This is a genomic window from Maribacter sp. R77961, from assembly GCF_044594925.1.
Classification (GTDB): Bacteria; Bacteroidota; Bacteroidia; order Flavobacteriales; family Flavobacteriaceae; genus Maribacter.
In genome coordinates this window covers 2,107,677-2,133,376 of record NZ_CP138991.1, presented here as the reverse complement: position 1 = coordinate 2,133,376, position 25,700 = coordinate 2,107,677, and the positions used below count along the sequence as shown (strand labels likewise).

The 25,700-nt window shown below is 37.9% G+C and carries 25 protein-coding genes; 15 read left to right on the top strand and 10 right to left on the bottom strand.

Annotated elements, in window-relative coordinates; genetic code table 11:
- The first annotated feature begins 30 nt into the window (after nucleotides 1–30).
- The 5 genes from SJY09_RS09370 (at nucleotide 31) to SJY09_RS09350 (ending at nucleotide 5,263) form a co-directional block, all read left to right on the top strand.
- Nucleotides 31–942 carry a dimethylarginine dimethylaminohydrolase family protein gene (locus tag SJY09_RS09370; protein WP_396635469.1) on the top strand — a complete coding sequence of 304 codons (912 nt, stop codon included), beginning with the start codon at nucleotides 31–33 and terminating at the stop codon, nucleotides 940–942.
- Nucleotides 943–953: 11 nt separating this feature from the next.
- The gene (gene ctlX, locus SJY09_RS09365) at nucleotides 954–1,883 is read left to right on the top strand and encodes a citrulline utilization hydrolase CtlX (protein ID WP_396635468.1); all 930 of its coding nucleotides are present in this window, start codon (nucleotides 954–956) and stop codon (nucleotides 1,881–1,883) included.
- A 101-nt stretch (nucleotides 1,884–1,984) separates the two neighbouring features.
- Complete coding sequence (locus tag SJY09_RS09360) at nucleotides 1,985–2,593, top strand: hypothetical protein (protein WP_396635467.1); 609 nt, start codon at nucleotides 1,985–1,987, stop codon at nucleotides 2,591–2,593.
- A 9-nt stretch (nucleotides 2,594–2,602) separates the two neighbouring features.
- Complete coding sequence (locus SJY09_RS09355) at nucleotides 2,603–3,094, top strand: (2Fe-2S)-binding protein (RefSeq protein WP_396635466.1); 492 nt, start codon at nucleotides 2,603–2,605, stop codon at nucleotides 3,092–3,094.
- A gap of 3 nt (nucleotides 3,095–3,097) precedes the next feature.
- Nucleotides 3,098–5,263: a molybdopterin cofactor-binding domain-containing protein gene (locus SJY09_RS09350; RefSeq protein ID WP_396635465.1), complete on the top strand. Its 2,166-nt coding sequence runs from the start codon at nucleotides 3,098–3,100 to the stop codon at nucleotides 5,261–5,263.
- A 129-nt stretch (nucleotides 5,264–5,392) separates the two neighbouring features.
- On the opposite strand, the gene SJY09_RS09345 is transcribed toward SJY09_RS09350, so the two are convergent.
- The 3 genes from SJY09_RS09345 to SJY09_RS09335 are packed head-to-tail and all read right to left on the bottom strand — an operon-like array spanning nucleotide 5,393 to nucleotide 7,794.
- On the bottom strand, nucleotides 5,393–6,832 hold the full coding sequence (locus SJY09_RS09345; protein WP_396635464.1) for an SDR family oxidoreductase: 1,440 nt from the start codon (nucleotides 6,830–6,832) through the stop codon (nucleotides 5,393–5,395).
- Entirely contained in the window at nucleotides 6,829–7,341 is a 513-nt protein-coding gene (locus SJY09_RS09340; RefSeq protein WP_396635463.1) for a DUF1648 domain-containing protein, read from the bottom strand. The genes SJY09_RS09345 and SJY09_RS09340 overlap by 4 nt, the downstream gene beginning before the upstream one ends.
- Before the next feature lie 27 nt (nucleotides 7,342–7,368).
- Complete coding sequence (locus tag SJY09_RS09335; protein ID WP_396635462.1) at nucleotides 7,369–7,794, bottom strand: hypothetical protein; 426 nt, start codon at nucleotides 7,792–7,794, stop codon at nucleotides 7,369–7,371.
- A 102-nt stretch (nucleotides 7,795–7,896) separates the two neighbouring features.
- On the opposite strand from SJY09_RS09335, the gene argS reads away from it, so the two are divergent.
- Entirely contained in the window at nucleotides 7,897–9,681 is a 1,785-nt protein-coding gene (gene argS / locus SJY09_RS09330) for an arginine--tRNA ligase (protein ID WP_396635461.1), read from the top strand.
- Between the two features lie 83 nt (nucleotides 9,682–9,764).
- Here the strand turns inward: argS and SJY09_RS09325 are convergent, their stop codons facing one another.
- On the bottom strand, nucleotides 9,765–10,502 hold the full coding sequence (locus tag SJY09_RS09325; protein WP_396635460.1) for a bacteriorhodopsin-like: 738 nt from the start codon (nucleotides 10,500–10,502) through the stop codon (nucleotides 9,765–9,767).
- Nucleotides 10,503–10,610: 108 nt separating this feature from the next.
- Between SJY09_RS09325 and SJY09_RS09320 the strand changes: the two genes are divergently transcribed.
- Entirely contained in the window at nucleotides 10,611–11,513 is a 903-nt protein-coding gene (locus SJY09_RS09320; RefSeq protein WP_396635459.1) for a Brp/Blh family beta-carotene 15,15'-dioxygenase, read from the top strand.
- Nucleotides 11,514–11,526: 13 nt separating this feature from the next.
- On the opposite strand, the gene SJY09_RS09315 is transcribed toward SJY09_RS09320, so the two are convergent.
- From SJY09_RS09315 to SJY09_RS09300, 4 genes are all read right to left on the bottom strand, one after another.
- Nucleotides 11,527–14,055, bottom strand: a complete 2,529-nt coding sequence (locus tag SJY09_RS09315) for a carboxypeptidase-like regulatory domain-containing protein (RefSeq protein WP_396635458.1) — start codon at nucleotides 14,053–14,055, stop codon at nucleotides 11,527–11,529.
- On the bottom strand, nucleotides 14,036–14,947 hold the full coding sequence (locus SJY09_RS09310; RefSeq protein ID WP_396635457.1) for a FecR family protein: 912 nt from the start codon (nucleotides 14,945–14,947) through the stop codon (nucleotides 14,036–14,038). The genes SJY09_RS09315 and SJY09_RS09310 overlap by 20 nt, the downstream gene beginning before the upstream one ends.
- Nucleotides 14,948–15,046: 99 nt before the next feature.
- Nucleotides 15,047–15,568 carry a GyrI-like domain-containing protein gene (locus SJY09_RS09305; RefSeq protein WP_396635456.1) on the bottom strand — a complete coding sequence of 174 codons (522 nt, stop codon included), beginning with the start codon at nucleotides 15,566–15,568 and terminating at the stop codon, nucleotides 15,047–15,049.
- Between the two features lie 55 nt (nucleotides 15,569–15,623).
- On the bottom strand, nucleotides 15,624–16,154 hold the full coding sequence (locus tag SJY09_RS09300) for an RNA polymerase sigma factor (RefSeq protein WP_396635455.1): 531 nt from the start codon (nucleotides 16,152–16,154) through the stop codon (nucleotides 15,624–15,626).
- Between the two features lie 88 nt (nucleotides 16,155–16,242).
- On the opposite strand from SJY09_RS09300, the gene SJY09_RS09295 reads away from it, so the two are divergent.
- The 4 genes from SJY09_RS09295 (at nucleotide 16,243) to SJY09_RS09280 (ending at nucleotide 20,928) form a co-directional block, all read left to right on the top strand.
- Complete coding sequence (locus tag SJY09_RS09295; RefSeq protein WP_396635454.1) at nucleotides 16,243–18,036, top strand: hypothetical protein; 1,794 nt, start codon at nucleotides 16,243–16,245, stop codon at nucleotides 18,034–18,036.
- A gap of 233 nt (nucleotides 18,037–18,269) precedes the next feature.
- Complete coding sequence (gene ffh, locus SJY09_RS09290; RefSeq protein WP_396635453.1) at nucleotides 18,270–19,598, top strand: signal recognition particle protein; 1,329 nt, start codon at nucleotides 18,270–18,272, stop codon at nucleotides 19,596–19,598.
- Nucleotides 19,599–19,650: 52 nt separating this feature from the next.
- Entirely contained in the window at nucleotides 19,651–20,013 is a 363-nt protein-coding gene (locus tag SJY09_RS09285) for a four helix bundle protein (RefSeq protein ID WP_396635452.1), read from the top strand.
- 30 nt (nucleotides 20,014–20,043) lie between these two features.
- Nucleotides 20,044–20,928: a bifunctional 5,10-methylenetetrahydrofolate dehydrogenase/5,10-methenyltetrahydrofolate cyclohydrolase gene (locus tag SJY09_RS09280; RefSeq protein ID WP_396635451.1), complete on the top strand. Its 885-nt coding sequence runs from the start codon at nucleotides 20,044–20,046 to the stop codon at nucleotides 20,926–20,928.
- Between the two features lie 97 nt (nucleotides 20,929–21,025).
- On the opposite strand, the gene SJY09_RS09275 is transcribed toward SJY09_RS09280, so the two are convergent.
- Complete coding sequence (locus tag SJY09_RS09275) at nucleotides 21,026–21,169, bottom strand: hypothetical protein (protein WP_396635450.1); 144 nt, start codon at nucleotides 21,167–21,169, stop codon at nucleotides 21,026–21,028.
- Between the two features lie 126 nt (nucleotides 21,170–21,295).
- On the opposite strand from SJY09_RS09275, the gene SJY09_RS09270 reads away from it, so the two are divergent.
- The 4 genes from SJY09_RS09270 to SJY09_RS09255 all read left to right on the top strand — a co-directional run bounded on the left by SJY09_RS09270 (nucleotide 21,296) and on the right by SJY09_RS09255 (nucleotide 25,226).
- Nucleotides 21,296–23,029: an alpha/beta hydrolase-fold protein gene (locus SJY09_RS09270; protein WP_396635449.1), complete on the top strand. Its 1,734-nt coding sequence runs from the start codon at nucleotides 21,296–21,298 to the stop codon at nucleotides 23,027–23,029.
- Between the two features lie 42 nt (nucleotides 23,030–23,071).
- The gene (locus SJY09_RS09265) at nucleotides 23,072–23,692 is read left to right on the top strand and encodes a DUF2306 domain-containing protein (protein WP_396635448.1); all 621 of its coding nucleotides are present in this window, start codon (nucleotides 23,072–23,074) and stop codon (nucleotides 23,690–23,692) included.
- A gap of 86 nt (nucleotides 23,693–23,778) precedes the next feature.
- A complete protein-coding gene (locus tag SJY09_RS09260) occupies nucleotides 23,779–24,210 on the top strand; it encodes a DinB family protein (RefSeq protein WP_396635447.1) in 432 nt (143 codons plus the stop codon).
- 44 nt (nucleotides 24,211–24,254) lie between these two features.
- A complete protein-coding gene (locus tag SJY09_RS09255; protein ID WP_396635446.1) occupies nucleotides 24,255–25,226 on the top strand; it encodes an aldo/keto reductase in 972 nt (323 codons plus the stop codon).
- A 20-nt stretch (nucleotides 25,227–25,246) separates the two neighbouring features.
- Here SJY09_RS09255 and SJY09_RS09250 read toward each other — a convergent pair whose 3' ends face one another.
- A complete protein-coding gene (locus tag SJY09_RS09250; protein ID WP_396635445.1) occupies nucleotides 25,247–25,675 on the bottom strand; it encodes a VOC family protein in 429 nt (142 codons plus the stop codon).
- Nucleotides 25,676–25,700 lie beyond the last annotated feature (25 nt).

The following is a 25,700-nucleotide window of genomic DNA, read 5'->3' as shown; positions in this document are numbered from 1 at the left end:
AATTGAGATTAATTTTATGCTAAACGTACTATGCTTAGATTAAATATTAATGACGAAATTTCACCTCTGAAAGCTGTTGTTTTGGGAACGGCAAAAAGTTGCGGCCCTACGCCTAGACCAGAAGAGGCTTACGATCCTAAATCTTTAGAACATATACTTGCCGGAACATATCCCAAAGAAGAGGATATGATCAATGAGATGGAAGCTTTTGCTGCAGTATTTGAAAAATATGATGTTAAGGTATACCGACCTGAAGTTTTAGAGAATTGTAATCAAATCTTTTCAAGGGATATTGCTTTTGTTATTGAGGATAAACTTGTTGTGGCTAATATTTTACCGGAAAGAGAAAAAGAGGTAGACGCTATTTTACACGTTCTTGACAAGATAGATGAAAATCATATTCTGCATCCCCCGGAAGAGGTACACGTAGAGGGCGGTGATGTGATGCCATGGAACGATTTTATTTTTGTAGGTACCTATTCTGCCGCCGATTATTCTGAATGGATAACAGCAAGGACCAATTCCTACGCAGTTGACTATTTAAAAAAACAGTTTCCAGAAAAGACAGTAAAATCATTTGAGCTTAGAAAGTCAACTAACGCAAGAGAAAATGCTTTGCATTTAGATTGCTGTTTTCAGCCGCTCGGAAAAGGAAAAACCATTCTCCATAAAAACGGCTTTTTGGTCGAAGAAGAATATCAGTGGTTGGTAGATTTCTTTGGAAAGGAGAACATCTTTGAAATAACTGCTAATGAAATGTACAATATGTTCAGTAATGTATTTTCTATTTCTCCTGATACCGTTGTTTCGGAAAAAGGCTTTACCAGATTAAATAATTGGCTTAGAAAGGAAGGTTTTACGGTAGAAGAAATACCCTATGCCGAGATAGCCAAACAAGAAGGACTTCTAAGATGTAGCACATTACCCTTAATAAGGGAGTAATTTAATTGAATATGCAGATTACCAATACTATTTTAATGATACGCCCCGTAGCCTTTCGTATGAACGAGCAAACTGCGGTCAATAATTATTTTCAAGAAGATATCAATATAAAGAACCATACGATCAATGAACGGGCTCAAAAGGAGTTCGATGAGTTCGTAGCTATCTTAAGGAAAAAAGGAGTTCAGGTTATTGTGGTAGATGATAAAAAGGAAAATGATACTCCCGATTCAATTTTTCCTAATAATTGGATTTCTTTTCACAATAGTGGTACAGTTGCTGTATATCCTATGTTCGCAGAAAACCGTAGAAAGGAAAGAAGAGAAGATATCTTCGACATCCTAGAAGAAGAGGGTTTCCTTATTGATAACATAATTGATTATACCTCAGCAGAGGGAGAAGGTGTCTTTTTAGAGGGTACCGGAAGTATTTTAAAAGATAGAGTAAATCAAAAAGCGTATTGTGCACTGTCAGAAAGAGCGGATGAGGGTTTATTTATTGAGTTCTGTGAAGATTTTGATTGTTTCCCCGTCATTTTTACGGCTAACCAATCTGTGGATGGCAAACGTATGCCCATATATCATACTAATGTTATGATGGCAATGGCGGAAACTTTTGCGGTAATATGCTTGGATACCATAGACGATAAAAAAGAGCGTAAAAATGTAGTGGAACACTTAAAGAATGCCAATAAAGAAATTATAAGTATTACAGAAGGGCAAATGCACCATTTTGCTGGTAATATGTTACAGGTAATCGGTGCTGAAGATAAGCGTTTTATGGTGATGAGCTCTGCCGCTTATAATTCGCTAGAGCAAGAACAACTAAATGCGATTACAAAGCATTGCGAAATAATACATAGTTCTTTAGACACCATAGAAACTTGTGGAGGTGGTAGCGCACGTTGTATGATGGCGGAGGTTTTCTTACCAAGGGCATAATATAATAACAAGCTATGCAGAAAATTTGAGGAATCACAGGTTTTCTCTTTTAAGATTGCGTAACTTTTAGGTGATAATAATTCATAAACACTGCATCCTCTATGAAAACTCAAAGTGTACTTATTTTTGGATTTCTTTTTTTAGTAGGTGTACTCTTAGCTTCAAGCGCAGGCCCACTAACTTCCAAATACGAAACTATCATTTTGGAGAAATCGGAGAGGAAGGCTAATGCATCTTTTGATACTATGATGCGTGTCCTAACGCATCAACGTTGTGTAAATTGTCACCCGAATGACAATGTGCCAAAACAAGGAGATGATGGTCATCCTCATTATTTCGATATAAAAAGGGGAATGAATATAGAAAACTCCGCGGCTACCAATTGTACCACCTGCCATCAATCCGAGAACAATTCTTACTCGGGAGTTCCGGGAGCGCCGGAGTGGGCACTTGCGCCGGTATCTATGTATTGGGAAGGATTGAACAGGATTGAAATTGCAGAATCTATGATGGACCCCGAAAGAAACGGAGGTAGGTCACCAGAAGAAACAATGCATCACTTAACGGAACACGAACTTGTGTTATGGGCATGGGAACCGGGCATTGGCGCGAACGGAATACCTAGGGAAGTACCTCCTGTGCCTAAAGAAGAATACATAGCGGCAGTGAAAAAGTGGTTTGAAGAGGGACATATTATTCCATCTAAATAAAAAGTAACTATGAAGATTTCCTTGAAAGTTAATGGTCATTCCCATATAGTAGATATCGTTGACACGAATACCCCTTTGTTATGGGTCATTAGAGATGTATTAAACCTAAAGGGCACCAAGTTTGGTTGCGGTAAAGCTGCTTGTGGTGCATGCACCTTACATGTAGATGGGGAAGCAGTGCGATCTTGTTCTTATGCCGTTAAATTTGCTGAAGGAAAAGAAATTACCACCATAGAAGGTTTAGGTACAAAAACTAGCCCACATCCGGTTCAACGTGCTTGGATTGAAGAAGTTGTACCGCAATGTGGTTATTGTCAGCCTGGTTTTATGATGGCCACGGCGGCCTTATTAAAGAAAACTCCAAATCCAACAGATGAGGATATAGATACTAATATCATTAATGTCTGTCGCTGTGCCACCTATTATCGTATGAGGAAAGCAATACATAGAGCGGCGGAGCTGAGTATGTCCCAAGAAGAGTCAGAGAACGTAAACTTATAGATCATGGCAGGTAAGAAAAAATTATCGAGGCGTGCTTTTTTAGTGAGAGGAGGTTTGGGTACGGTAGGTGTCTTGGCGGTAGGTACCTATTTATTAAGAAGTCCTATACGAAGGGGAATCGCAGGAATGGTAAATACGGCCGATGCTCCATATCAAGGCAATACGAAGACGCCTATTATTTGGTTCGAGGTTACGAGAGAGAACAAGATTGTACTTCATAGCCCTAAAGTTGAAATGGGGCAAGGAACTTTTACCGGATTGGCGCAAATAGCGGCGGACGAGCTCGGAGTCTCCATGGATCAGATGCAGGTTGTTCATGCAGATTCCGCCTCGGGTAATATAGATGCTTTTGCAACAGGAGGTAGTACATCAATTTCTTCATTATGGATGCCACTTCGCGAATTGGCCGCTACCATGCGCGTTATGATTGCTCAAGAGGCTGCGAAAAAAATGCAAGTTGATGTCTCGACTGTTTCTATGGATAAGGGAATGATTATAGCTTTGGATAAGACCATGTCCTATGCGCAAGCGATTGAAGGCGTTAAGGAATGGGAAATTCCTGATACCCTAGAGTTAAAACCGGTATCCGACTATAAATTTGTAGGTAAACCTATTGCCCGTGTTGATTTAGAGGATAAAGTCTTTGGTTCACCCATATTTGGTATGGATGCCACTATGCCAGATATGCTTTATGGTGCTGTTGTAAGACCTTCTAGGATAGGTTCAGTCTATAAAGGGGCAGATATTTCAAAGGCGGAAGGAATGCCAGGTGTGGTTAAAGTTGTTAAAGAAGATGATTTCGTGGGAGTCGTCGCTAATTCCTTAATCGAGGCTGAAAATGCGAAGGCCGTAATAGAGGCAGAATGGGAAAGTAATAAAACACTTAAAACCGCAGATATAAAAGCAATGGTAACTGTAGGGAAAGGAAAGCCTTTCGTTATTCAAAAAGAAGGGAATGCTAAAGCTATTTTAGAGGATGAAGCAGACGATGCTATTGTTGGGGACTACTGGAGCCCAATCGGTGCACATGCGCAACTGGAACCTAACGGGTCACTCGCTTTTGTTACCGATGATAACGCAACCATTATGATGTCTACTCAAGTGGTTAGTTTAACACGAGAAGAAATTGCGGATAGATTGGGTTTTGAGGTAACGCAAGTAAATATTGTGCCTACTTTTCTCGGAGGAGGTTTTGGAAGGAGACTTCATACGCCAAACGCTATACAGGCAGCTGTATTGTCTAAAGCCGTAGGGAAGCCTGTAAAGTGTTTTTTTACTAGAAAGGAAGAATTCCAAAACGATACCTTCAGACCTCCTACGCATCATATTATGAAAGCAAAGTTGTTGCCAAACGGACTTATAGAAGCCTTAGAGCATAATGTGTCCAGTGGTGATGTCGCTTTTGGTTCTCCTATTGTTCCTGGTATTGCCGAACCGCTTTTGGGTGCGGATTTAGGTGCTTGGCGTGGAGGAATGATACAGTATGGCGGTATACCTAATTACCGAGCTATTTCTTGGCGTGTTAAACTACCTTTCGCAACAAGTTGGTGGCGTAGCCTTGGCTTGTTGGCAAATACATTTGCCATAGAAAGTTTTATGGATGAGCTGGCCATTAGAGCTAGTAGAAATCCTGCCGAATTCCGTTTGGCACAGATTCAGAAAGATGAGCGGGGGGACCGTCTAAAATCTGTGATTGAAGCTGTTGTAGAAACCGCTGGTTATACGGATAAGGTAATTGATGGTAAAGCTATGGGACTTGCCGTATCAACTGACGCCAATACACCATGCGCTCAGGTGGTAGAAGTTTCTATTATAAAAGATGAAATTAAAGTACATAAAGTTACTTGTGCCATGGACCCTGGTCTAGTAGTGAATCCGGATCAAGTACGCGCACAGTGCGAAGGCGCTATTATCATGGGGATGAGTGCAGCGCTCTTTGAAAAGATGGAAGTTGAAGATGGGGCCTTGACACCAACTATTTACGGGCCTTATGAAATGGCTTTAATGAAACATGCTCCTAAAGAAATTGAAGTAGTGCTGCTTCAAGGGGCTGATACACCTGGTGCGGTAGGGGAACCACCACTAGGACCTATTGGTGCTGCAATTGCCAATGCAGTATTTCGTCTTACTGATCAACGATTAAGAGAGATGCCTTTAAAGTTGGGGTAACTATGTTTTGGTTACAAAGACCTCTAGTAGTTTTATTGGCAACGCCAAAGGGTATTATGGCCCAAGGCAGTTTACTGTTCAAAATTGAAATAAAACAGCATCTTGTGATATTGTCTAAATTTTATAGAATTAGTCTTGCTTAACCTTAGTCTTGGCAATGTTTCTAATCATACCTCCAAAAATAAAATAATGTAGGGGTACAATGCTGTACCAGTATAACCTTCCTCTAAGTCCTCTTGGTCTAAAAGTAGCGGTCTGATGTAATACATTGTTATTGTCAATTCTAAATTCTAACCAAGCTTCCCCGGGTAGTTTCATTTCAGCGAACAGTAGTAGGCGTTTTCCTTTTTTATCCGCTAGAAGTACCCTCCAGAAGTCTAGAGCATCACCGGCATATATTTTATCAGGATGCGTTCTACCTCTCCGTAGACCAACTCCACCAATGAGCTTGTCTAAAAAACCCCTAATTTTCCAAAGCCAGTTTCCGTAGTACCAGCCATTCTTGCCGCCAATTTTCCAAATATTTTTTAAAACTTGTTTAGGGTCGTTGATCTCCATAGTCTGTACATCCTTTAAGACCCCGAATTTAGGAACCTGAATATACTTTTCAAGATTTTTATTGAATCGCCCACTTACCATACTATCCTTCCAGCTACTGACAACTAAGTTTTGTTCTATTTTCACAAAGGCCATATCTATTGCTTCACGGTAGGTGTGTGGTGTTATTCCCAAAATAGAGGCCAAACGATTGTCCTTTGCCACCACTTCAATTTTCATACTATCAACCAAGTTTAGTGCTAAAGTATAGGAGGTTGAAGTCACAAAATATAACCAATAGGAAGACAACTTAGGTGTCATAACAGGAACGGTGTAAATCCAATTCTTAAATCCTCTGGCATTGGCATATTGATGAAGCATTTCTTTGTAGGTGAGAATATCAGGACCAGCAATATCAAAAGAGTCGTTGTAGGTTTCTTTATTGCCTAAAACTCCTGTTAAAAAGCTTATCACGTCCCTAATCGCAATGGGTTGGGTTTTAGTCAGCACCCATTTTGGGGTAATCATAAAAGGTAGTTTTTCGCATAGGTCACGGATAATTTCAAAAGAAGAACTTCCGGAACCTACGATGATACCCGCTCTTAAAACGGTAAGACTAAAATTACCTTGATAGAGTATTTTCTCCACATTTTTGCGAGACCATAGGTGTTTGGAAAGATTGGCATCATTGACGATTCCACTGAGATAAATAACTTGCTTTATGTTGGTTTCTTTGACATAAGTATTAAAATTTTCCGCTGTTCTCGCTTCCATTTCATCAAAATCCGTTGTTGAGGTACTCATGGAATGAATCAAGAAATAGGCGGCGTCCAAATCTTTCGGAAGTATTCCAGATTTTACTTCTTTTAAAAAATCGATTTCAACTATTTCTATTTGATTTCGTGTTTCGGTATCTACGGATAGTCGTTCTGCATCCCTAACGGCACAGACCACTTCATGTCCCTGCTTTAGTAGCTGAGGTAATAGTCGCATCCCAATATAACCATTGGCTCCTGTCAGTAATATTTTCATGATTTGGGGATTTTAAACATTTTGATAATGTATAAGAAAGGGGTAATGGTTATTATTGCGGTAAGGACGGGAATTACCCATCCTAAATTTGGTATGATAATTCCTTTAGCCAATAAAAGTGTATGTAAGGAGAGGAACGTAAATAATATAGCGATTCCTAAGTTTAGCCATATAATCATCTGAACACCCATGCTATAAAGTGTTGGGGCGTTCTCATTAGTTACGGTAACGGGGTAATTATATTGCCACGGTTTTAGTTTTGTGGCCACCAGGTTGAGACCAAAATAAAGAACCAAATTTAGTATTGGAAGGGACCAAATATAGGTTTTGTTACCATAACCATCAGGCTCACCTTTAAAATTGAAATGTATTGGAATGGTTTCTGGTAGATCAAAATAAAAAAGAAGAACTATGACAAAATTAATAAAAACGCAAAGCCAACCGATAATGACTAGTTTCTTATCCTTTTCAGAAAGTTTAATATCAATTTTTGGTTGTTTTCTAAACATAAATCATGTTCCTCTAACTCCTAAGTTTTATAAATCATCAATAGAAGTCGGTGCGTTATCTGCTTTGTAACCTAAAAGCTTTTTAAAAAACTTTTGCACCGCTTTGGTGTCCGACTCTACTTTAATAAAATAATTATCGCGATAAACGGAATAGACAGATGCCTGCCCTTTGTATATGGTAAGTTTGTAATAGGGTATAACCAAGGCAAAAGTTTCTAATAAAGACCTAAACCGTACTATAATTCCTTTTGGTCGTATTTCAATATTGCAGGTGTCCCTATTGTTATCTAAAATTAGGAGGTTCCTAATTTCGACACTGGTTTCTGTGATAATTAGTTTTGGAGAACCAATACCACCCATTGTAAAGCGCTCTTTTAAGGTAAAAGGTTTTCCCACGGCTTCATCAACTTTCTTAGTTATCGCTTTATTATTGTAAGATACATTTACTAACATTATGCATTTTTCTTTAAAGTTAATAAAAGGGAAATCGATACCTAAGGGAATAGACTGATAAGTGTAAAAATGATTAGTTTTGCAGCCTTAATTACCTATTTTATGAATATTCAAGAAGTGCTTAGTACCGAAGTAAAGAATGGGATATCCGAGCTTTATGAAATAACGTTGCCATCGGTAGAATTTCAGCCCACGAGAAAAGACTTTGAGGGAGATATTACCATCGTAGTATTTCCCATGCTAAGACATGTTAAAGGTAACCCGGTTCAAATAGGTGAGCAGATAGGTGCTTACTTGAAGGAGCATGTTGACACTGTTTCTGGTTATAATGTTATCAAGGGGTTTTTGAATATTGTCATTTCCGATTCTTTTTATTTATCCTACTTTGATACTATTAGAACAGATGGCGGTTTTGGTATGGTCTCCGCAACGGAAGATGCTATTATGGTCGAGTATTCATCACCCAATACCAACAAGCCGTTGCATTTAGGACATATTCGTAACAACTTATTAGGGTACTCCGTAGCCGAAATTTTAAAAGCTTCCGGAAGAAAAGTATATAAAACGCAAATCATTAATGACCGGGGAATTCATATTTGTAAGAGTATGTTGGCTTGGGAACGATTTGGTAATGGTGAAACACCTGAGTCTACCGGTATTAAAGGAGATAAACTAGTTGGTAATTATTATGTTGCATTCGATAAAGCATATAAGGAGGAAATAGCCGCAATGGTTACTAAAGGCGTTGATAAAAAGATTGCCGAAAAGGAAGCACCGATTCTTATGGCCGCGCAAGAAATGCTATTAAAATGGGAAGCGGGAGATGATGACATTGTGTCCCTGTGGAAAACTATGAACGGCTGGGTTTATAGAGGATTTGATATCACATATAAAAACTTAGGAGTTGATTTTGATACCCTTTATTACGAGAGTGATACCTATTTACTAGGTAAGGATGTAGTTGCAGACGGGCTTGATAAAGGGGTATTCTTTAAAAAGGAAGATGGTAGTGTCTGGATAGATTTAACAGACGAGGGCCTGGATGAAAAAATTGTTTTACGTTCAGACGGTACTGCTGTTTACATGACCCAAGATATTGGTACTGCCATACAACGGGTAAAGGATCACCCAGATATTAATGGTATGGTTTACACAGTAGGAAACGAGCAAGACTATCATTTTAAGGTGCTTTTTCTGATTTTAAAGAAGCTTGGCTTCTCCTGGTCCGAAAAATTACACCACTTGAGTTATGGAATGGTAGATTTACCTAGTGGCAAGATGAAGAGTAGGGAAGGCACTGTTGTTGATGCGGATGACCTGATGAAAGATATGACCAAAACTGCCGGTGGTATCTCAAAGGAATTAGGTAAGCTAGAAGACTATTCCGAAGAAGAAAAGGAGGAACTCTATAAAATGATCGGGCTGGGTGCATTAAAATACTATATTTTAAAGGTAGACCCTAAAAAACGAATTCTTTTTGACCCCGAGGAGTCGGTAGATTTTCAAGGCAATACAGGACCTTTTATTCAGTATACTTATGCAAGAATTCAATCTATTCTTAGAAAAGCCAAAGAAACTGGTGTTGATATCGTCGCTGCGCCTGATGCAGGGCTAGTCTTACATCCAAAAGAAAAGGAATTGATCAAACAACTACAACAGTTTCCGGATATTATTCAATTAGCGGCTGATAATTATAGTCCCGCATTGGTGGCTAATTATACCTATGATTTGGTAAAGGAATTTAATTCGTTCTACCAACAAGTTTCAATTTTAGGGGAAACAGATACGGCGAAAAAGGTGCTTCGAGTGCAGCTTTCCCAAAAAGTTGGAGAAACCATTAAAGCTGCATTTAAATTATTAGGGATAGCCGTTCCGGATAGAATGTAAAATAAAACGCCACTCTCTTAGAGAGTGGCGTTCTAATAACCAACTATAAAATGAACGTAGGTACGTCCATACTTTTCTAAAGCTTACGCTTCCAAAGTTTTTTCACTTTGTGATACCGCTAAGCCATATATTACGAGACCGAAACCAATTTTATTGATCGCATCTCCAATATTATATACTACATTCAGGTCTAGACCTCCAAAAAGTCCTTCATACCAACCTGGAGTTCCTGCCATATAGCCAATCGGGTAAATTGCCCAACCTACTAATACAAACCAGCATAAAGTTTTGTGAGCTTTCAATACGGACCCACCAGCTTCCACGGCTAATTTCTTTGCTTTTCCTAACCAAATATCGTAGACAATTACAAAATAGGCTATACCGGAAATTAGACCCCATAACCAAGCTTGGTCTCTGTATACGGCCTCTCCCAGATATCCTGTTACCAACATGATTACTGATAGGAATATAAGTCTCCACATTAAGGAGGTTTTCGCTCCTGCCACTCTTAGAATAAGGAAGAATTCAACACACATTAGAGGAACAGTTAAAATCCAATCTACATATCTAAAGAATGTTGGAGATTCTGCGAATCCAGACCAGTAATCTCTCATGTACCAATAATGTACTGCTGCAATAAAGGTGATTAAACCAGAAACCAATATTGAAGTGCGCCATTTCCTATCAAAGCTATTCATTGAAAGAAAGAAGAAAGCAGAAGCAGCCATCATAGCCATACAGCCCACAAAGAAGGTGAACCCTACATAATCGTCCGTAGCCAGTTTGGCTACTAGAGAAAAAGAACTCATTAAATTTTCCATAATTTTTGATTTTTTTAATTTTGTTTAGGTAAATTTATAAAAACTTAAACACTTATTGTTTAAGTAAAATGTTAAATATTTAAACAAAAAGTAAATTAATTATGATATATGAAAAAAGAGAGGGCTGAAAATATCAATTTGAGCAGTTTTATAATAGTCGCTACTTTTTTCTCGCTTTGGGTGGCGGTATTTTTTGAAAATGCCATAGAGGACGTCTTGGCCTATTTTTTAATTTTAACTTTTGGTATACTCCATGGCGCCAATGACATTAAGTTGCTTCAAAAGACAAATACCGCCATTAATACCAAAATTGGTTTTATGACCACCTTATTTTACTATGTGCTTTTTGTAGGTGCAAGCATTTTTTTCTTCTTTTATCTTCCATCTATTGCTTTGGTACTTTTCATCATTTTTAGTGGTTATCATTTTGGAGAACAACATTGGGTTTCAAAAATGGCCAAGCCATCTTTTTTTCATTCGCTTCTATTCCTATTATATGGGCTATTTGTCCTGTTCTTGATATTCAGCGCCCATGCCGTGGAGGTCTCTGCAATTATCAACGAAATTTCGCAAAGGCACGTTCCTAGTGATTACTATAATTATTGCCTTGGCTTTTTTGGAACAGGAACCTTATTATTGAGTGTTTATGCTTATCTGAAAAAAAATATAAAGTTCAATTTTCTTAAGCAAACATTTTACTTGCTAGTGCTGTACATCGTTTTTAATACTGCCTCCTTGTTGTGGGCTTTTGCCATATATTTTATCCTATGGCACTCCATACCTTCAATGGTTGATCAAATCAAGTATTTATACGGGAATTTAAAAGTTAACAGTATTAAACGTTATGTAATCTCTTCGCTACCTTATTGGGCCATATCCGTAATTGGCATAGGTTCTATTCTTCTCTTATTTAATGGAAAGGTGAATACGTCCTTAGCCCTGTTTTTTTCCTTTTTGGCTGCCATAACTTTTCCTCATGTGTTGGTTATTACTAGACTTAATAGAAAGTAACTTTAATCGTCTGTTAAAAGTAAACTCTGAAGCTGGCATTTGGCGTAAGGCCTAAAGAAACACGTTGAATCTTTTCAACTTCGTTCGTTTCACTCAATCGATAATAGGTGTTCAACGTATTTCTCCTGTTGGTAAGGTTAAGGATGGAAGCACCGAAAGAGGCTTTAATTCCTTTAACTAAATTGAAATTATAGCTAGCGGATGCATCTGCCCTAAAATATTCAGAGATACGGCTACTGTTGGGCTCCTGATAATTGATTTCATTGGGAAAGACGGATGTGTCAATAGGATTGTTTTCATCCGGTTCGGTAAAAGGTCTTCCGGATCGGTAATTTATTCCTAAGCCTATTTTGAGATTGCCATAGGTATAATTACCCGCTAAGGTTATGGAGTGTCTTATATCTAAATTATTCGGAAAACTTGGCGGCGTAATCGTTTCAAAAGTATAGTTGTTGAGGTTATAGGTATAGCTTAACCATGTACTGTAGTAATTATTTTTTTTATTTATAAGTACCTCGATACCCTTATTAGTGTATTGACCTATTTCACTATTAAATTGGTCCTGATTCTGAAATCCTTGCGTATTTACATTGATTCCCTGTACATCTTTAAAGAAACCTTCTATTCCAAAGTAAAAGCTGTTTTCATCATAGTTAATGCCAAAAGAACTCTGTTTGCTAGTGGTTACCGGCAATGTAGATTCATTGGCCAAAACCCAGCGGCGTTTTTCAATACCTAAAAAATTCTGTTCTAAATCTATGATTTGGTTGGTGCTTTGACTTTTAAACTCACCCAGTAATTCAGTCTTAAAATGGGGTGCTATTTCATAACTAATATTTAATCTAGGCTCCAAACGAAGCTTTTGAAACGTGTTTACGTTTTCTATATAATTGAACCTAGCGCCTGCTCTGGCTACGAGCTTTTGACTTGCAGAATTATAATTAATTTCAGAATAAAGGGAATGTGTATAAACCACGCCTTTAATATCGCTTAGAAATAAAGGTTCATTTAACTCGGTCGTATTTTGAATACCAGTCTCCACAACTTGATATCCATTTGTCCATTGCAGTCGTTTATTAACAGTATACTTCGTGCCGAGTTGAGCACTCTTTTCAACGACACGATTGTTCTGAACAAGGCGTTGTCTGGCCTCATTGGAAATGCTTAATGCATTAAGACGATATCTTGTGTAATAGAGATTTAGGTTCGATGAAAAATTGTCTGTCCAATCACTTTCCAAGGTTCCTCCAAAAGAGAGGTTGGTCTGGTCTAAATTACTTTCTACGGACCTGTTCCCCGTTTCGTTGGTCTCGAGGTAATCTAATCTATTGTCAATACTGATAAGGCTAAAACGAACTCTTTGGTAAGGATTGATGTCATAGAGTACTTTTCCGGTAAAATCATAAAAGTAAAAATCACTATCTGTTCGTACCTCGCTGTCTTGGAAAGCTTTTTCTGAAAATGTGTTGTAGGTTGGTGTACTAAGAAAATCTGTATAAGAGCGTCTCCCGGAAAATTGTACTGCTAAATTTTCTTGGATCGGTATTTGTGCATAAGCATCTCCGCTTATCAAATTAAAGCCTGCTCCTCCAAAAGTGGTAGTTTCAATTTTGTTTTTTGTTCTCATGTCTAATACGCCACTTACACCATCGCCATATACAGCACTAGTACCATTTTTAATTACTGTAATTTTATCTGTTAAAAATGGATTAAAGGCCGATATTAAACCAAAAAAATGACCGGATTGGTACATTTTTATGCCATCCCATAAAATAAGGTTTTGGTCATTAGTTCCTCCCCTTATATTAATATCCGAGACAGTTTCGTCAACACTTCTAATTCCGGGGAGTGCCTGTATGGTTTGAAGAATATCTGGCTCTATGAGTCCAGGCAGAATTCCAAATTCTTCGGTATTCAATTCAATACTTCCATCTGCCAGTTTTGCCAAACCGTCCGTTAGAAACTTATAGACGATGACCTCATCTAACTCTTGATAATTTTGTGCAAGAGCGATTCTTTTACAGGGTGAATTTTGCGCAAGTTCTTCTGCAGTAATGAACAAGGTTTTAAACCCCAAATGCATTATTTGTACAACGGATTTCCTAGGAATATTTGTGAAAGAAAAAGAACCTTCTGAATTGGTTACCCCAGAAACTTTAGTTCCTAAGATCTGTAAAGAGGCTCCGGGTATGGTGTTACTTTCATAGTTGTCCAATACCTTACCACAAATATCTACCGTGGTGCTTTTGGAAATAGAATAGTATCGATTATTTAATTTCTCAATCTTTAAGCGGGTTTGCTTTCTGATGTCATCTAATATGACCTCTAGGTCGGAATCGCCAGAAAAAGAGACCTTTATTTCTTCCAAGTCCTCATCGATATAGGAAAACTTTATGTCAAATCTAGTTTCTAATTGCTGAATAAGTATGCCGATTTCAATTTTATTGTTGGGCATATCTTGGGCGTTACTATTACCGGCGAACAGTAACAATAGAAGAAAAAATAAAAAGGACGTGAGCGTATTAAGGTGCGCTTTCCCCATAGAACAGCACTTTATTCCCCTCTAATTTAAACTTTATTTGAAGAGGAGCACAAATACTTCTGAGGGCAAGTTCCTTATCTGTATTGCTAAAGGTTCCGGTAAATAGCTGTGCTGTATCAATGTTTTTAGTTTCTATTGTTGTGTTATGTTGTCGTTCAAACTCATCAAAAACATAGGTAAGCGGAATACTTTTAAAAGTACTTTCCTTTTTTAACCAAGAAGGTGTGCCGTTTATAGCGGCTTTGGACTGCGTGATTTTTCCGTTTATAGATAGGAAAGAATTGCCTGCTGGTAACTTAATTTCTTTACCATCGTAAGTTACACTTACCAGACCCTCAAAACAGGTAGCCTCAAAAAAACCTGCTCTATGTACTACATTAAATTGAGTTCCTAGAACCGTAACTGTTCCTTCTTCTGTTGTTACGGTGAACCTTTTTCCCTTAGCTACTTTAAAGAATGCTTCCCCTTTTAAGGAGATATTTCGTTCCTTGTTCCAGTTCTTTTCACTGTAGGATAATTGGGAATCCGCATTTAGAATTATTTCGGAGCTATCGGGAAGCAGTACTTCTTTACTCTGGGCATACCGGGTAGTAATAGTCTCGTCCAAAGTATTTAAATAAAAATAAGAGCCTGTCAATAAAACGGCAACTACGGCTGCAATACGTAAAAAACTTTTGAAAGGGGTTATGCTAATAACCTTGGGCTGGTTTTGAGAACGACGTTCTTCTAGTTGGGACCAAGCTTCTTCCATCTTAAAATTGGGTGCTTCCAAATTACTGGAAGTATCCATAATTTTCTCATAAGTAGCGTACGCTTCGGATTTTTTAAACGTTTCGAGTTCGGCATCCGTAAGCTCATTATTCAGCCATTTTGCTAAGTAATCTTCTTGCATTATTTCTAGCTTTATACTTTAATAACAATTTGATTCTAAAAAACCCTACCTGTAAAACTCAAATTCAAGAAAAAGTTCAAATTCAATTTTTTTATTGGTTTATTCCACTGCCAAGTAGATTTCAACTTCTGAGCTGTCTCCTTGTTGGGATTTCTTCCCGTAAACTTCAAAATCGGCAGTGTATCTTCTTTTTAATTCAGAATCCATTGACCAAATTTCTTTCCAAGCATTAACTATGGCATCTGGCATTTTACCTTTGGCAATATGTTTTGGATGATTTCCATTACCAATTTCTTTGCTAACCATTCCTGCAGGTATATGCTCCAAAGAACTAACTTTATGGCCTATTATAGCCGTATATTTTCCTTTGTAATTAGAATCATAATCCGTAAATATGGAATAAATATCATTTGATAATTTATTTGGAATTTTTTCAGTAATCCCTTCGGTATAATATCTACCCCAAAGCTTACCCATATCTTCAATAGATTTTTCATTCTCGTTGGATGATTCCATTGCAATACCAATTACATAAAATTTTTCGAGCTTCATCATTTCTTTATTAGAATTACAGCCAGTAAAAATTAACATTATTATTGCTGTAAATATGATGTTTTTCATAATATAATTTTTTAACCATCAACCATCAACCATCAACCATCAACCTACGACCAAATCATATCCCATCAATCTTTTCTCTTAAACTTTTTAAGGCCAAATGCATTCTTTTCTCAATTGCCTTTACGCTTACACCCTCCATCTCGGCTATTTGGGCATATTTCATTCCATCAATTCTATTTAACAAAAAAGTGGAGCGTTGATTTTCTGGTAAACTATTTAACGCATGGTTCAATTTTTCTTTAAACTGACTTTCCTCTAATAAAAACTCGGGAGTCTCATTGGTTGTTTTTAGCGTTTTATCGGCATATTTTAAACGTACTTTTTCCGCCTTGATCACATTTAGGTATAAATTGTTCGCTACGGTATACAAATAGGATTTCGCTTTTCTCGGAGGAACCTTAGCGCAATTTTCCCAAAGTTTTACAAAGGCCTCCTGTACCGCATCATGGGCTTTTTCTTCGTTTCCGTATTTGTAAAATATATGGTTGAAAATAATTTTGGAATTTTCTTGGAATATAGTATTGTATATTCTCTCTTCACATACATCCTTATTGAGCTCTACTTCCAAAAGATAGGTTTTTTTCAAAGATATTTTAAAAAAATCAAAAAAGTAGGTAGGGTTTTTTAAACCTGCGTTGTTTTATGGTTGTACGAACAAATAATACCAAATCGTTATGAAAAAGTTTTTGAATTATGCAGCGTATATAAGCTTATTTATAGTTGCACTGAATTTTACGTCTTGCCAAGATGAATTTGAAGAGATAAACACAGGAGAGGAGCCACAAGCAATAATGGCAAATTCTTCTACAGCTACCCTCATTAAGAACACTTCTACAAAAGACGGTTCTTTTGATAATATTGTTGATGGGGCTAGTTGCTTTGATATTAAGTTTCCTTATACCGTTTCGGTGAACGGAGTTGAATTGACAATTGATTCTAGAGAAGACCTTCATTTAATAGAGGAAATTTTTGATGCCATCGATAGTGATGAGGATTTTTTGGAAATTCTTTTTCCCATTACAATTACTGCCGGTGATTTTACCGAGATTACCATTAATGGTATTGAAAATTTAAGAGAACTTGCCGCACAGTGTAAAGAAGGGGGTGATGACGACGACATTGAGTGTATAGATTTCGTTTATCCCATGACACTGTTCACGTTTGATGTAGAATTGGAGCAAACTGGTAGTGTGGTTGTTGAAAGCGATAAGGATCTAAGAAGGTTTTTCGGAAATCTTGAAGATACTGATTTAGTAAGTTTTGATTTTCCAATTTCCTTAGAATTATATGATGGTACCATATTGGAGGTTAATACCAATGAAGAATTGGCTAGGGCAATAGAAAACGCTAAAGATGCTTGTGACGAGGATGATGATGATGATTATAATGACGATGACTGCGATGATTGCAATGTAGATCGTATAAAAGAAAGTTTGGTAGAATGCAGCCCTTGGAAAATAACTGAATTTGAGCGTAACGACAATGATTTAATCACTGATTTCAGAACTGCAAACCTTTTCTTTGATGCCGAAGGAGGAGTCGTTGTAAAGCAAAATGGTTTGGAATATCAAGGTAGTTACAGCCTGTCCGGTGATAAGAACGATATTCTACTTTCTATTACTGGTTTAAGCCTTGAGGAGCTAAATGTAAATTGGAATTTGAATGAGGCAGATTTTGATGAAGATTATAAAGAATTAGAATTATCGGCAGATAATGATTCCGAGCTGGAACTAAAAAGTTTTTGTGATGGCAACGAGGGAGGTAATGAAGAAGGAGAAGACCCAAATACTTTACGAGAAATCCTAAAAGAATGTGAATGGATCATTAAAAAGGTTAAGAACCAAGGTGAGGAAATTGAGAGATTATTGGGTTACGAATTTAAGTTTATGGCAGATGGAGTTGTTACACTTAGTAACGGCGTCACTACTTCCGAAGGTTCTTGGGAAATAGTATTTAATGCTGAACAAAAATTGGTAATGTCCATTACAATCGGTGGCGAACCTGGAGTTAACTTTGAATGGCCTGTTCGTGAATTAACGAACAATAGATTAAAATTTGAAGTAGAGGAAGTTGGTTATGAGTTACTACTGCAACGTGTGTGCGGGGATAATACCGATGATGGTGATATTCCTGAAATACGAAACATTATGATGGGTGGTGAATGGACGGTAGCCTCTTATATGGAAGGAGAAATGGATAATACTGCAATATTTGGAGGATATAGCTTAAACTTTATGGCAGACCATCAGATAGCTGTGTTAGAAGGCGGAGAAGCTTTTGGTCAAGGTCTTTGGAGAGTGCTTAGGAATAGCGAAGAACGTCTTAAAGTATATTTGAATTTTGCGGATAACATGCTCCTTGATGAGCTGACAGATGTTTGGGATTTTGTCTCTCTCGCTGATGGCAGAATTGAATTAATATATATAGGAGAGGGCGGCATGGTTACCACCTTGGTTTTAGAAAAATAAATAACGTCCAAATATATACCGCCAACAGTAAAGAGTTGGGCCTCGTTGGCGGTGTTGATGGAGGTCATATACACTGGGAATTTCATGAAAATGTAACACCTTTTTTGCCCCACATCCCAGAGAAAGAGCATCCATTAACTGGATGCTCTTTTGTTTTACAGATTTTAAGCTACTTCTTAGAGACTTACGACTGATATTCTTAAATTTGTCTTCCTTGTAAAAGCTCAAAAAAGATGTTTGATAATTTAAGCGAAAAGCTAGATAAAGCCCTCCATGTACTCAAAGGACATGGGCAGATTACCGAGATTAATGTAGCAGAGACCACCAAAGAAGTACGCCGTGCTTTATTGGACGCCGATGTTAATTTTAAAATAGCCAAGGAATTTACAAATAGGGTAAAGGAGAAGGCACTGGGGCAAAACGTATTAACGACCTTACAACCAGGTCAGTTAATGGTTAAAATTGTTAAAGATGAGCTCACCCAACTCATGGGCGGAGACTCCGAAGGAGTTAACTTATCCGGTAACCCTTCCGTAATATTAATGTCCGGTCTTCAAGGTTCCGGTAAAACTACATTTTCCGGAAAACTTGCGAACTTCCTTAAGACAAAGAAATCTAAAAACCCATTATTAGTGGCTTGTGACGTCTATCGTCCTGCGGCAATAGACCAGTTGCATGTAGTTGGGGAACAAATAGGCGTTGCGGTTTATTCTGATCGGGATAACAATGATCCGGTTGCAATTGCGAAGGCGGGTATTGCAAAAGCAAAGACAGACGGCCATAACGTCGTTATCGTGGATACTGCAGGTCGTTTGGCAGTGGATGAAAAGATGATGGATGAAATTTCTGATATCCATAAGGCTATAAATCCAGAGGAAACACTGTTCGTTGTAGATTCGATGACGGGTCAAGATGCCGTAAATACTGCCAAGGCCTTTAACGATATCCTGAATTTTGACGGAGTTATCCTAACCAAATTAGATGGTGATACACGTGGTGGGGCGGCTATATCCATTAAGTCTGTTGTGGACAAGCCCATTAAATTTATAGGTACTGGAGAAAAGATGGAGGCGATAGATGTTTTTTATCCCTCACGTATGGCCGATCGTATTCTTGGAATGGGAGACGTCATTTCTTTGGTGGAACGAGCACAAGAGCAATTCGATGAAGAAGAAGCACGCAAGATTCAAAAGAAGATTGCGAAAAATAAATTTGGTTTTGATGATTTTCTAAGTCAAATACAGCAAATTAAGAAAATGGGTAACATGAAGGACCTTATGGGTATGATTCCCGGTGCGGGAAAGGCCCTAAAAGGTTTGGATATAGATGATGATGCCTTTAAACATATCGAGGCAATTATTCACTCTATGACTCCGGAAGAACGATCAACTCCTTCTAAGTTAGATGCTAGCCGTAAGAAGCGAATAGCCAAGGGAAGCGGTAGAGATGTTAAAGAAGTGAACCAGCTGTTAAAACAGTTTGAGCAAATGAGTAAGATGATGAAAATGATGCAAGGTGGTGGTGGCAAAAAAATGATGCAGATGATGCAGAACATGCGTTGATTCGTAAGTAGTTAGAGGGCAGTAGGCAGCTGGCAGTAAGCATTAAAAACAAATGAGTTTCAAAAAATTATTAGCGTATCAAAAGGGTTTTGATTTGGCTATGGCTATATTTGAAATTTCTAAATCCTTTCCCACAGAAGAAAAATATTCGTTTACGGACCAAATTAGACGTTCTTCTCGTTCAATATGCGCTAATCTATCGGAATCATATAGAAAAAGGAAGTATCCAAAACATTTTGTTAGCAAATTGACAGATTCTGATGCAGAAAATTCTGAAACACAAGTTTGGCTGCAGTTTGCATTTTCATGTAACTATTTAAATGCAAAAAAGTTTGATGAACTAACTAGTTCATCAGAAGAAGTTGGTAAATTAATTCAATTCATGATAAATAACCCTAGTAAGTTTGGAGCTTGACTGCAAACTGTTACTGAAAACTGAAGATCTATGGAAATTCTTGATGGAAAAAAAGTATCGAACGACATCAAATCAGAAATTGCTGCTGAGGTTGCAAAGATGAAGGAACGAGGAGAGAAAGTACCGCATTTAGCAGCAATAATTGTTGGTAATGATGGTGCTAGTTTAACCTACGTTGGTAGTAAAGTACGCTCTTGCGAACGTGTGGGTTTTGAATCTACCCTGGTTAAAATGCCGAGTACAACTTCAGAACAAGAGCTGCTTAAGAAAATCAATGAATTAAATGAGGATAGCAATATCGACGGATTTATAGTTCAGCTTCCTTTACCGGAGCAAATTGATACTCAAAAGGTCATCATGGCCGTTCATCCAGATAAGGATGTAGATGGTTTTCATCCCACAAACTTTGGTAAAATGGCTCTGGATATGAGTACATTTATACCTGCAACGCCATTTGGTATACTAGAATTATTAGAACGCTACAATGTAGATACTAAAGGAAAACACACTGTTGTTATTGGTAGAAGCCATATTGTTGGAAGACCTATGAGTATTCTTATGGGTAGAAAAGGCTGGCCGGGTAATTCTACGGTGACATTAACCCATAGCCATACCAAGAACATAACGCAGATTATATCGCAAGCGGATATTGTTATTTCTGCACTTGGAGTTCCTAATTTTCTAAAAGCCGAAATGGTAAAGGATGATGCGGTTGTAATAGATGTGGGCATTACTAGAGTTCCGGATGATAGTAGGGAAAGAGGGTATTATATTACCGGTGACGTCGATTTTGAAAACGTAAGTAAAAAAGCATCTTATATAACTCCTGTCCCAGGCGGTGTCGGTCCTATGACCATCGCAATGCTCTTAAAAAATACATTGCTGGCAAGAGAAAGACATAGAAACAGAGAATAGTTCGCCAAAGATATGAGCAATCTATTTCTAAAAAAGGCACTCAAGATTTTTAAATGTAACAGCAACAAAAACCTGCAATCAAAGATTGCAGGTTTTTTTAGTTAGGTACTTCGGGAACGCTAGTTCCAGTTGCTGTAGAATCTGTAGGTTTCAATATATCAATATCATTACTATCATCATAATCACAACTTAGAAGAACTACTGCAAAGAGCAAACTTAGAACGTATACTATTTTCTTCATAAGACGTTTTTTAAGGTTTAATAGATAGGGCTACTTAACTAAAACGTTTTAATCATTGATTTGTTATTTGATGGTGAAAAAGAATAACGTACCTTTTAGGTAGTAATTAATCAACCAAATTATCTTATGAAAAAATTAGTACTTACCCTGCTAGCAGGCTACTTTTTGTTAGTAGGCTGTGAGGAAAATAAAAAAACACCTGAAATTTCCGTTAATGTTTCATTCGAGGAGGAAGTAAGCGCAGGCCCAAAAGATGGCCGTCTGCTCTTGATGCTTTCTAATAATGACGAGAAAGAGCCTCGTTTTCAAATTAATGATGGTCTTAATGGTCAATTAATTTTTGGGCTGAACGTTGACCAGATGAAACCAGGGGATCAAATTACTTTTGATGAAACTGTTTTTGGTTATCCTTATGCTAGTCTTAGCGATTTGCCGCCGGGAGAGTATAACGTACAGGCCTTGCTGCATGTATATGAAACCTTTAATCTTGCTACGGGACAAACGGTTAAACTTCCAATGGATAATGGAGAGGGGCAACAATGGAAAAGTTCGCCAGGAAATCTGTACAGCGAACCATTTAAGATTAGAGTAGTGGAAGGTGGTATTAAAAATGTTGCCGTAGTAATGGATCAAGTTATTCCACCAATTGCAGAGCCAGTAGACACTGAGTGGATAAAACATATCAAAATAAAATCCGAAAAGCTTACAGCATTCTGGGGTCGGGATATGTATCTAGGAGCACATGTGCTTTTGCCTAAAGGGTTTAAGGAACACCCAGAGGCTAAATACCCCTTGATGGTTTTTCAAGGTCATTTTCCGGACGATTTCGGGGGATTCCGTACAACACCACCAGATCCGGAAATGAAGCCGGAGTATTCGGAGCGTTTTGATTTGGAGGGTTACAACGTTATACAACAACAGGAAGCATATGATTTTTACAAGCGTTGGAACGAGCCAGATTTCCCAAGAATGATTATCATAGAAATTCAGCATCCAACGCCATATTATGATGATTCCTACGCCGTTAATTCTGCAAGTCAAGGCCCTTATGGTGATGCCATTACCTATGAACTTATTCCACATATTGAAAAAGAGTTTCGAGGTTTGGGAGAAGGTTGGTCCAGATTTCTTTATGGTGGCTCAACCGGTGGTTGGGAAGCTTTGGCAGTACAAGTGAAATACCCCGAAGAGTATAACGGATGCTTTGCTGCTTGTCCTGACCCTATAGATTTTAGGGCATATTGCTTAACCAATATCTATGAAGATGATAATGCCTACTATTATGATAGTACCCATAAAAAACTAGAAGTACCTGCGCATAGAGACTATTTGGGTAACATACAATCTACCTTAAGAGAAGGAAACCATTTAGAATTGGTTTTGGGAGACAAGTCGCGATCAGGTCAGCAGTGGGATATTTGGGAGGCGACCTATTCCCCGCAAGGTGATGATGGTTACCCCGTTCGTATCTGGGATAAAATGACCGGTGATATTGACCATTCTGTTGCGGAGTATTGGAAAGAAAATTATGACCTAAGACATATTTTAGAAAGGGATTGGGATAAACTTGGAAATCATCTTAAAGGTAAAATTCATATCTATTGCGGCGATATGGACAATTATTACCTCAACAATGCCGTCTATCTTATGGAAGATTTTTTGGAAAGTACATTTGAACCGTATTATGATGGTGAGGTGCTGTATGGCGATAGGGCAGAACATTGTTGGAACGGAGATCCGGAACAACCTAATGCCATAAGCAGGCTGCGCTACAATAGCATGTATGTTCCCAAAATTATGAAACGTATTGCGGAAAGTGCACCTAAAGGCGCAGATTTGACTAGCTGGCGATATAAATAGTTTATCATATTGTTTTAACCATGAATCTGTTAAATAAAAATAATGAACAAGACCAATAAAGTAGCTTGGTTTGTATTTGGGTTTTTAGCGATAGGGGTGGGCCTTTATCCACTTATGTACTTCTTTGCGGACGGGGAAATTGGGCTACGTTTATCAAAGACCGAAGCTCTATTGGCAAATACGGTATGGAATATCGGTTTCTACGGTCATATACTCTTCGGTGGTATAGCACTAATGGTGGGATGGATTCAATTTAGCAAACGATTCAGAAATGCTAATTTAAATAGACATAGAATCATTGGAAAAATATATATGATATCAGTTTCGTTAAGTGGTATTTGCGGATTTTTTATTGCGTTTTATGCTACTGGGGGTTGGATTGCTAAATCTGGATTTATAGGCCTAGCAATTGTTTGGTTATATTTTACCTCAGGAGCTTATTTTGCAGCAAAAAAATCTGATATTCAAAAACATCAGGTTTATATGATATATAGTTATGCAGCATGTTTTGCAGCCGTAACACTCCGGATTTGGTTGCCATTATTGACCATTGCTATAGGTGCCTTTATACCCGCTTATAGGGTGGTTGCTTGGGCCTGTTGGATTCCTAATATGTTATTTGCATATGTATGGGTGAAGAATAAAGGGCTTAGTTTGGGGTAAAGATTATTTTTTTATTCCCTTTTAACGATGTGATTTTTAGGATAAGGATGGAGGAGGATTAGTCATTATCCTTAATAAAATGGACTATGAGTGCCAGTGATATTGAAAATTATTTTGATAGAATAGATTCATTGCAAGTTAATACTAGGCCTGCATTTGGAAAAATGAACGTGAATCAAATGATATGTCACTGTACAGATCAAATTCGTCTAGCCTTGAATACCATAAAGGCTGAAGAGTATGGCGGTTTAACTTCTAAAGAAGTTATGTTGCTAGCTAATAAGGGAAAAACAGTTCCTGTAGCTAAAGGATTGGGCCAGATAGAAGGAGGTGGGACACAACCAACGAATTTGGAAAATGATATTGTTTTATTAAAACAGCATATTTTAGAGTTTTTTGAATTGGAAAAAGATTTTAATTTTGGAGCACATCCTTATTTTGGTAAATTGAATAAAGAGAAATGGACACGGATAACAAATTATCATCTTAACCACCATCTGTCTCAATTTAATGTTTAAGATAGTGTAGTTGAAATAGTAATTAGTGAAAAAATTTATAAAGAATGAAGTATAGAAGATTTGGAAGAACGGGTTGGCAGGTAAGTGAAGTAGGTTATGGTATGTGGGGAATGGCTGGTTGGACAGCTTCTGACGATGCGCAATCTGCAAAATCTTTGGACCTTGCGGTAGAAAATGGAGTCAACTTTTTTGATACCGCTTGGGGTTATGGTGAAGGTCACAGTGAAGAGTTACTCGGAGAGTTGGTCAGAAGACACCCTTCTAAAAAATTATATACTGCTAGTAAAATTCCTCCTAAAAACTTTCAATGGCCTGCAAAACCAGAGTATCGTTTTGAAGATTCTTATCCCGTGGAACATATTATGGATTTCACTCATAAAACCTTACGAAATTTAGGAACGGAGCAATTAGATTTAATGCAGTTTCATACCTGGGACGATGGTTGGAGCGATAGAGAGGAATGGCAACGTGCTATTGAAGATTTAAAGACATCTGGTAAAATAGGGGCTATGGGCATCAGTATGAACCGCTGGGAGCCTGAAAATGGTATTAAAGCCCTAAAAACGGGAAAATTAGATGCTGTCCAAGTAATCTATAATATTTTTGACCAAGCGCCAGAGGATACGCTTTTTCCGTTGTGTAAAGACTTGGATTTGGGTATTATTGCGCGGGTTCCTTTTGATGAAGGTACGCTTACAGGTAATATCACTAAGGATACGACATTCCCTGAGGGCGACTGGAGGGGGACTTACTTTGTTCCCGAAAACCTTAAATCTTCCGTGGAACATGCAAATGCCTTGAGACCATTAATACCAGAAGTAATGACGATGGCAGAAATGGCATTGCGCTTTATTTTAATGAACGACGACGTAAGTACCACTATACCTGGAATGCGTAAAGAACGTAATGTATTAGCAAATACTGCTACAAGTGATGGGGTGGCACTATCCCCAGATCTGTTTAAAGAACTTCGTAAGCACAGATGGGATAGAAAGCCAACGGCTTGGTCTCAGTAAACTTTTTTTTAAATAAGGAACTATTTAGCAAAGAGTTGCCCCATATCCTTGAATGCCTTGAATTCTAATGCGTTACCGGCCGGGTCTAAAAAAAACATCGTAGCTTGTTCGCCAACTAAACCTTGGAATCGTACATAGGGTTCGATTACGAATTTTACACCTTTGCTTTTTAATTCTTCTGAGAAAGACTCAAAAGTTTCCCAAGGTAGTACAACACCGTAATGTGGTACCGGAACATCATGCCCATCTACTGGGTTCTTATGTAGGTCCTCTAATGCTGATTTAGGTTTGTAGTGTATAACCAGTTGATGTCCAAAAAGGTTGAAATCTACCCAGTGGTCGCTGCTTCTGCCTTCTTCACAGTTCAATATTTCTCTATAGAATGTTCTGCATTCGGAGAGGTTGTGTACTGGTATGGCAATATGAAAAGGAGTAACGCTAGTATTCATGATGGAGGTAATAAATTAATAGTAC

Excerpts from the sequence above, each read along its gene's own strand:
- SJY09_RS09275 (WP_396635450.1), bottom strand. The coding sequence starts at position 21,169 with ATGAAGAAAATAGTATACGTTCTAAGTTTGCTCTTTGCAGTAGTTCTT.
- SJY09_RS09310 (WP_396635457.1), bottom strand. The coding sequence starts at position 14,947 with ATGCAAGAAGATTACTTAGCAAAATGGCTGAATAATGAGCTTACGGAT.
- SJY09_RS09265 (WP_396635448.1), top strand. The coding sequence starts at position 23,072 with ATGAACAAGACCAATAAAGTAGCTTGGTTTGTATTTGGGTTTTTAGCG.
- SJY09_RS09270 (WP_396635449.1), top strand. The coding sequence starts at position 21,296 with ATGAAAAAATTAGTACTTACCCTGCTAGCAGGCTACTTTTTGTTAGTA.
- SJY09_RS09340 (WP_396635463.1), bottom strand. The coding sequence starts at position 7,341 with ATGTTTAGAAAACAACCAAAAATTGATATTAAACTTTCTGAAAAGGAT.
- SJY09_RS09345 (WP_396635464.1), bottom strand. The coding sequence starts at position 6,832 with ATGAAAATATTACTGACAGGAGCCAATGGTTATATTGGGATGCGACTA.
- argS (WP_396635461.1), top strand. The coding sequence starts at position 7,897 with ATGAATATTCAAGAAGTGCTTAGTACCGAAGTAAAGAATGGGATATCC.
- SJY09_RS09335 (WP_396635462.1), bottom strand. The coding sequence starts at position 7,794 with ATGTTAGTAAATGTATCTTACAATAATAAAGCGATAACTAAGAAAGTT.
- SJY09_RS09280 (WP_396635451.1), top strand. The coding sequence starts at position 20,044 with ATGGAAATTCTTGATGGAAAAAAAGTATCGAACGACATCAAATCAGAA.
- SJY09_RS09255 (WP_396635446.1), top strand. The coding sequence starts at position 24,255 with ATGAAGTATAGAAGATTTGGAAGAACGGGTTGGCAGGTAAGTGAAGTA.
- SJY09_RS09370 (WP_396635469.1), top strand. The coding sequence starts at position 31 with ATGCTTAGATTAAATATTAATGACGAAATTTCACCTCTGAAAGCTGTT.
- SJY09_RS09285 (WP_396635452.1), top strand. The coding sequence starts at position 19,651 with ATGAGTTTCAAAAAATTATTAGCGTATCAAAAGGGTTTTGATTTGGCT.
- SJY09_RS09350 (WP_396635465.1), top strand. The coding sequence starts at position 3,098 with ATGGCAGGTAAGAAAAAATTATCGAGGCGTGCTTTTTTAGTGAGAGGA.
- SJY09_RS09320 (WP_396635459.1), top strand. The coding sequence starts at position 10,611 with ATGAAAAAAGAGAGGGCTGAAAATATCAATTTGAGCAGTTTTATAATA.
- SJY09_RS09295 (WP_396635454.1), top strand. The coding sequence starts at position 16,243 with ATGAAAAAGTTTTTGAATTATGCAGCGTATATAAGCTTATTTATAGTT.
- ffh (WP_396635453.1), top strand. The coding sequence starts at position 18,270 with ATGTTTGATAATTTAAGCGAAAAGCTAGATAAAGCCCTCCATGTACTC.
- SJY09_RS09355 (WP_396635466.1), top strand. The coding sequence starts at position 2,603 with ATGAAGATTTCCTTGAAAGTTAATGGTCATTCCCATATAGTAGATATC.
- SJY09_RS09315 (WP_396635458.1), bottom strand. The coding sequence starts at position 14,055 with ATGGGGAAAGCGCACCTTAATACGCTCACGTCCTTTTTATTTTTTCTT.
- SJY09_RS09325 (WP_396635460.1), bottom strand. The coding sequence starts at position 10,502 with ATGGAAAATTTAATGAGTTCTTTTTCTCTAGTAGCCAAACTGGCTACG.
- SJY09_RS09360 (WP_396635467.1), top strand. The coding sequence starts at position 1,985 with ATGAAAACTCAAAGTGTACTTATTTTTGGATTTCTTTTTTTAGTAGGT.
- ctlX (WP_396635468.1), top strand. The coding sequence starts at position 954 with ATGCAGATTACCAATACTATTTTAATGATACGCCCCGTAGCCTTTCGT.
- SJY09_RS09260 (WP_396635447.1), top strand. The coding sequence starts at position 23,779 with ATGAGTGCCAGTGATATTGAAAATTATTTTGATAGAATAGATTCATTG.
- SJY09_RS09305 (WP_396635456.1), bottom strand. The coding sequence starts at position 15,568 with ATGAAAAACATCATATTTACAGCAATAATAATGTTAATTTTTACTGGC.
- SJY09_RS09250 (WP_396635445.1), bottom strand. The coding sequence starts at position 25,675 with ATGAATACTAGCGTTACTCCTTTTCATATTGCCATACCAGTACACAAC.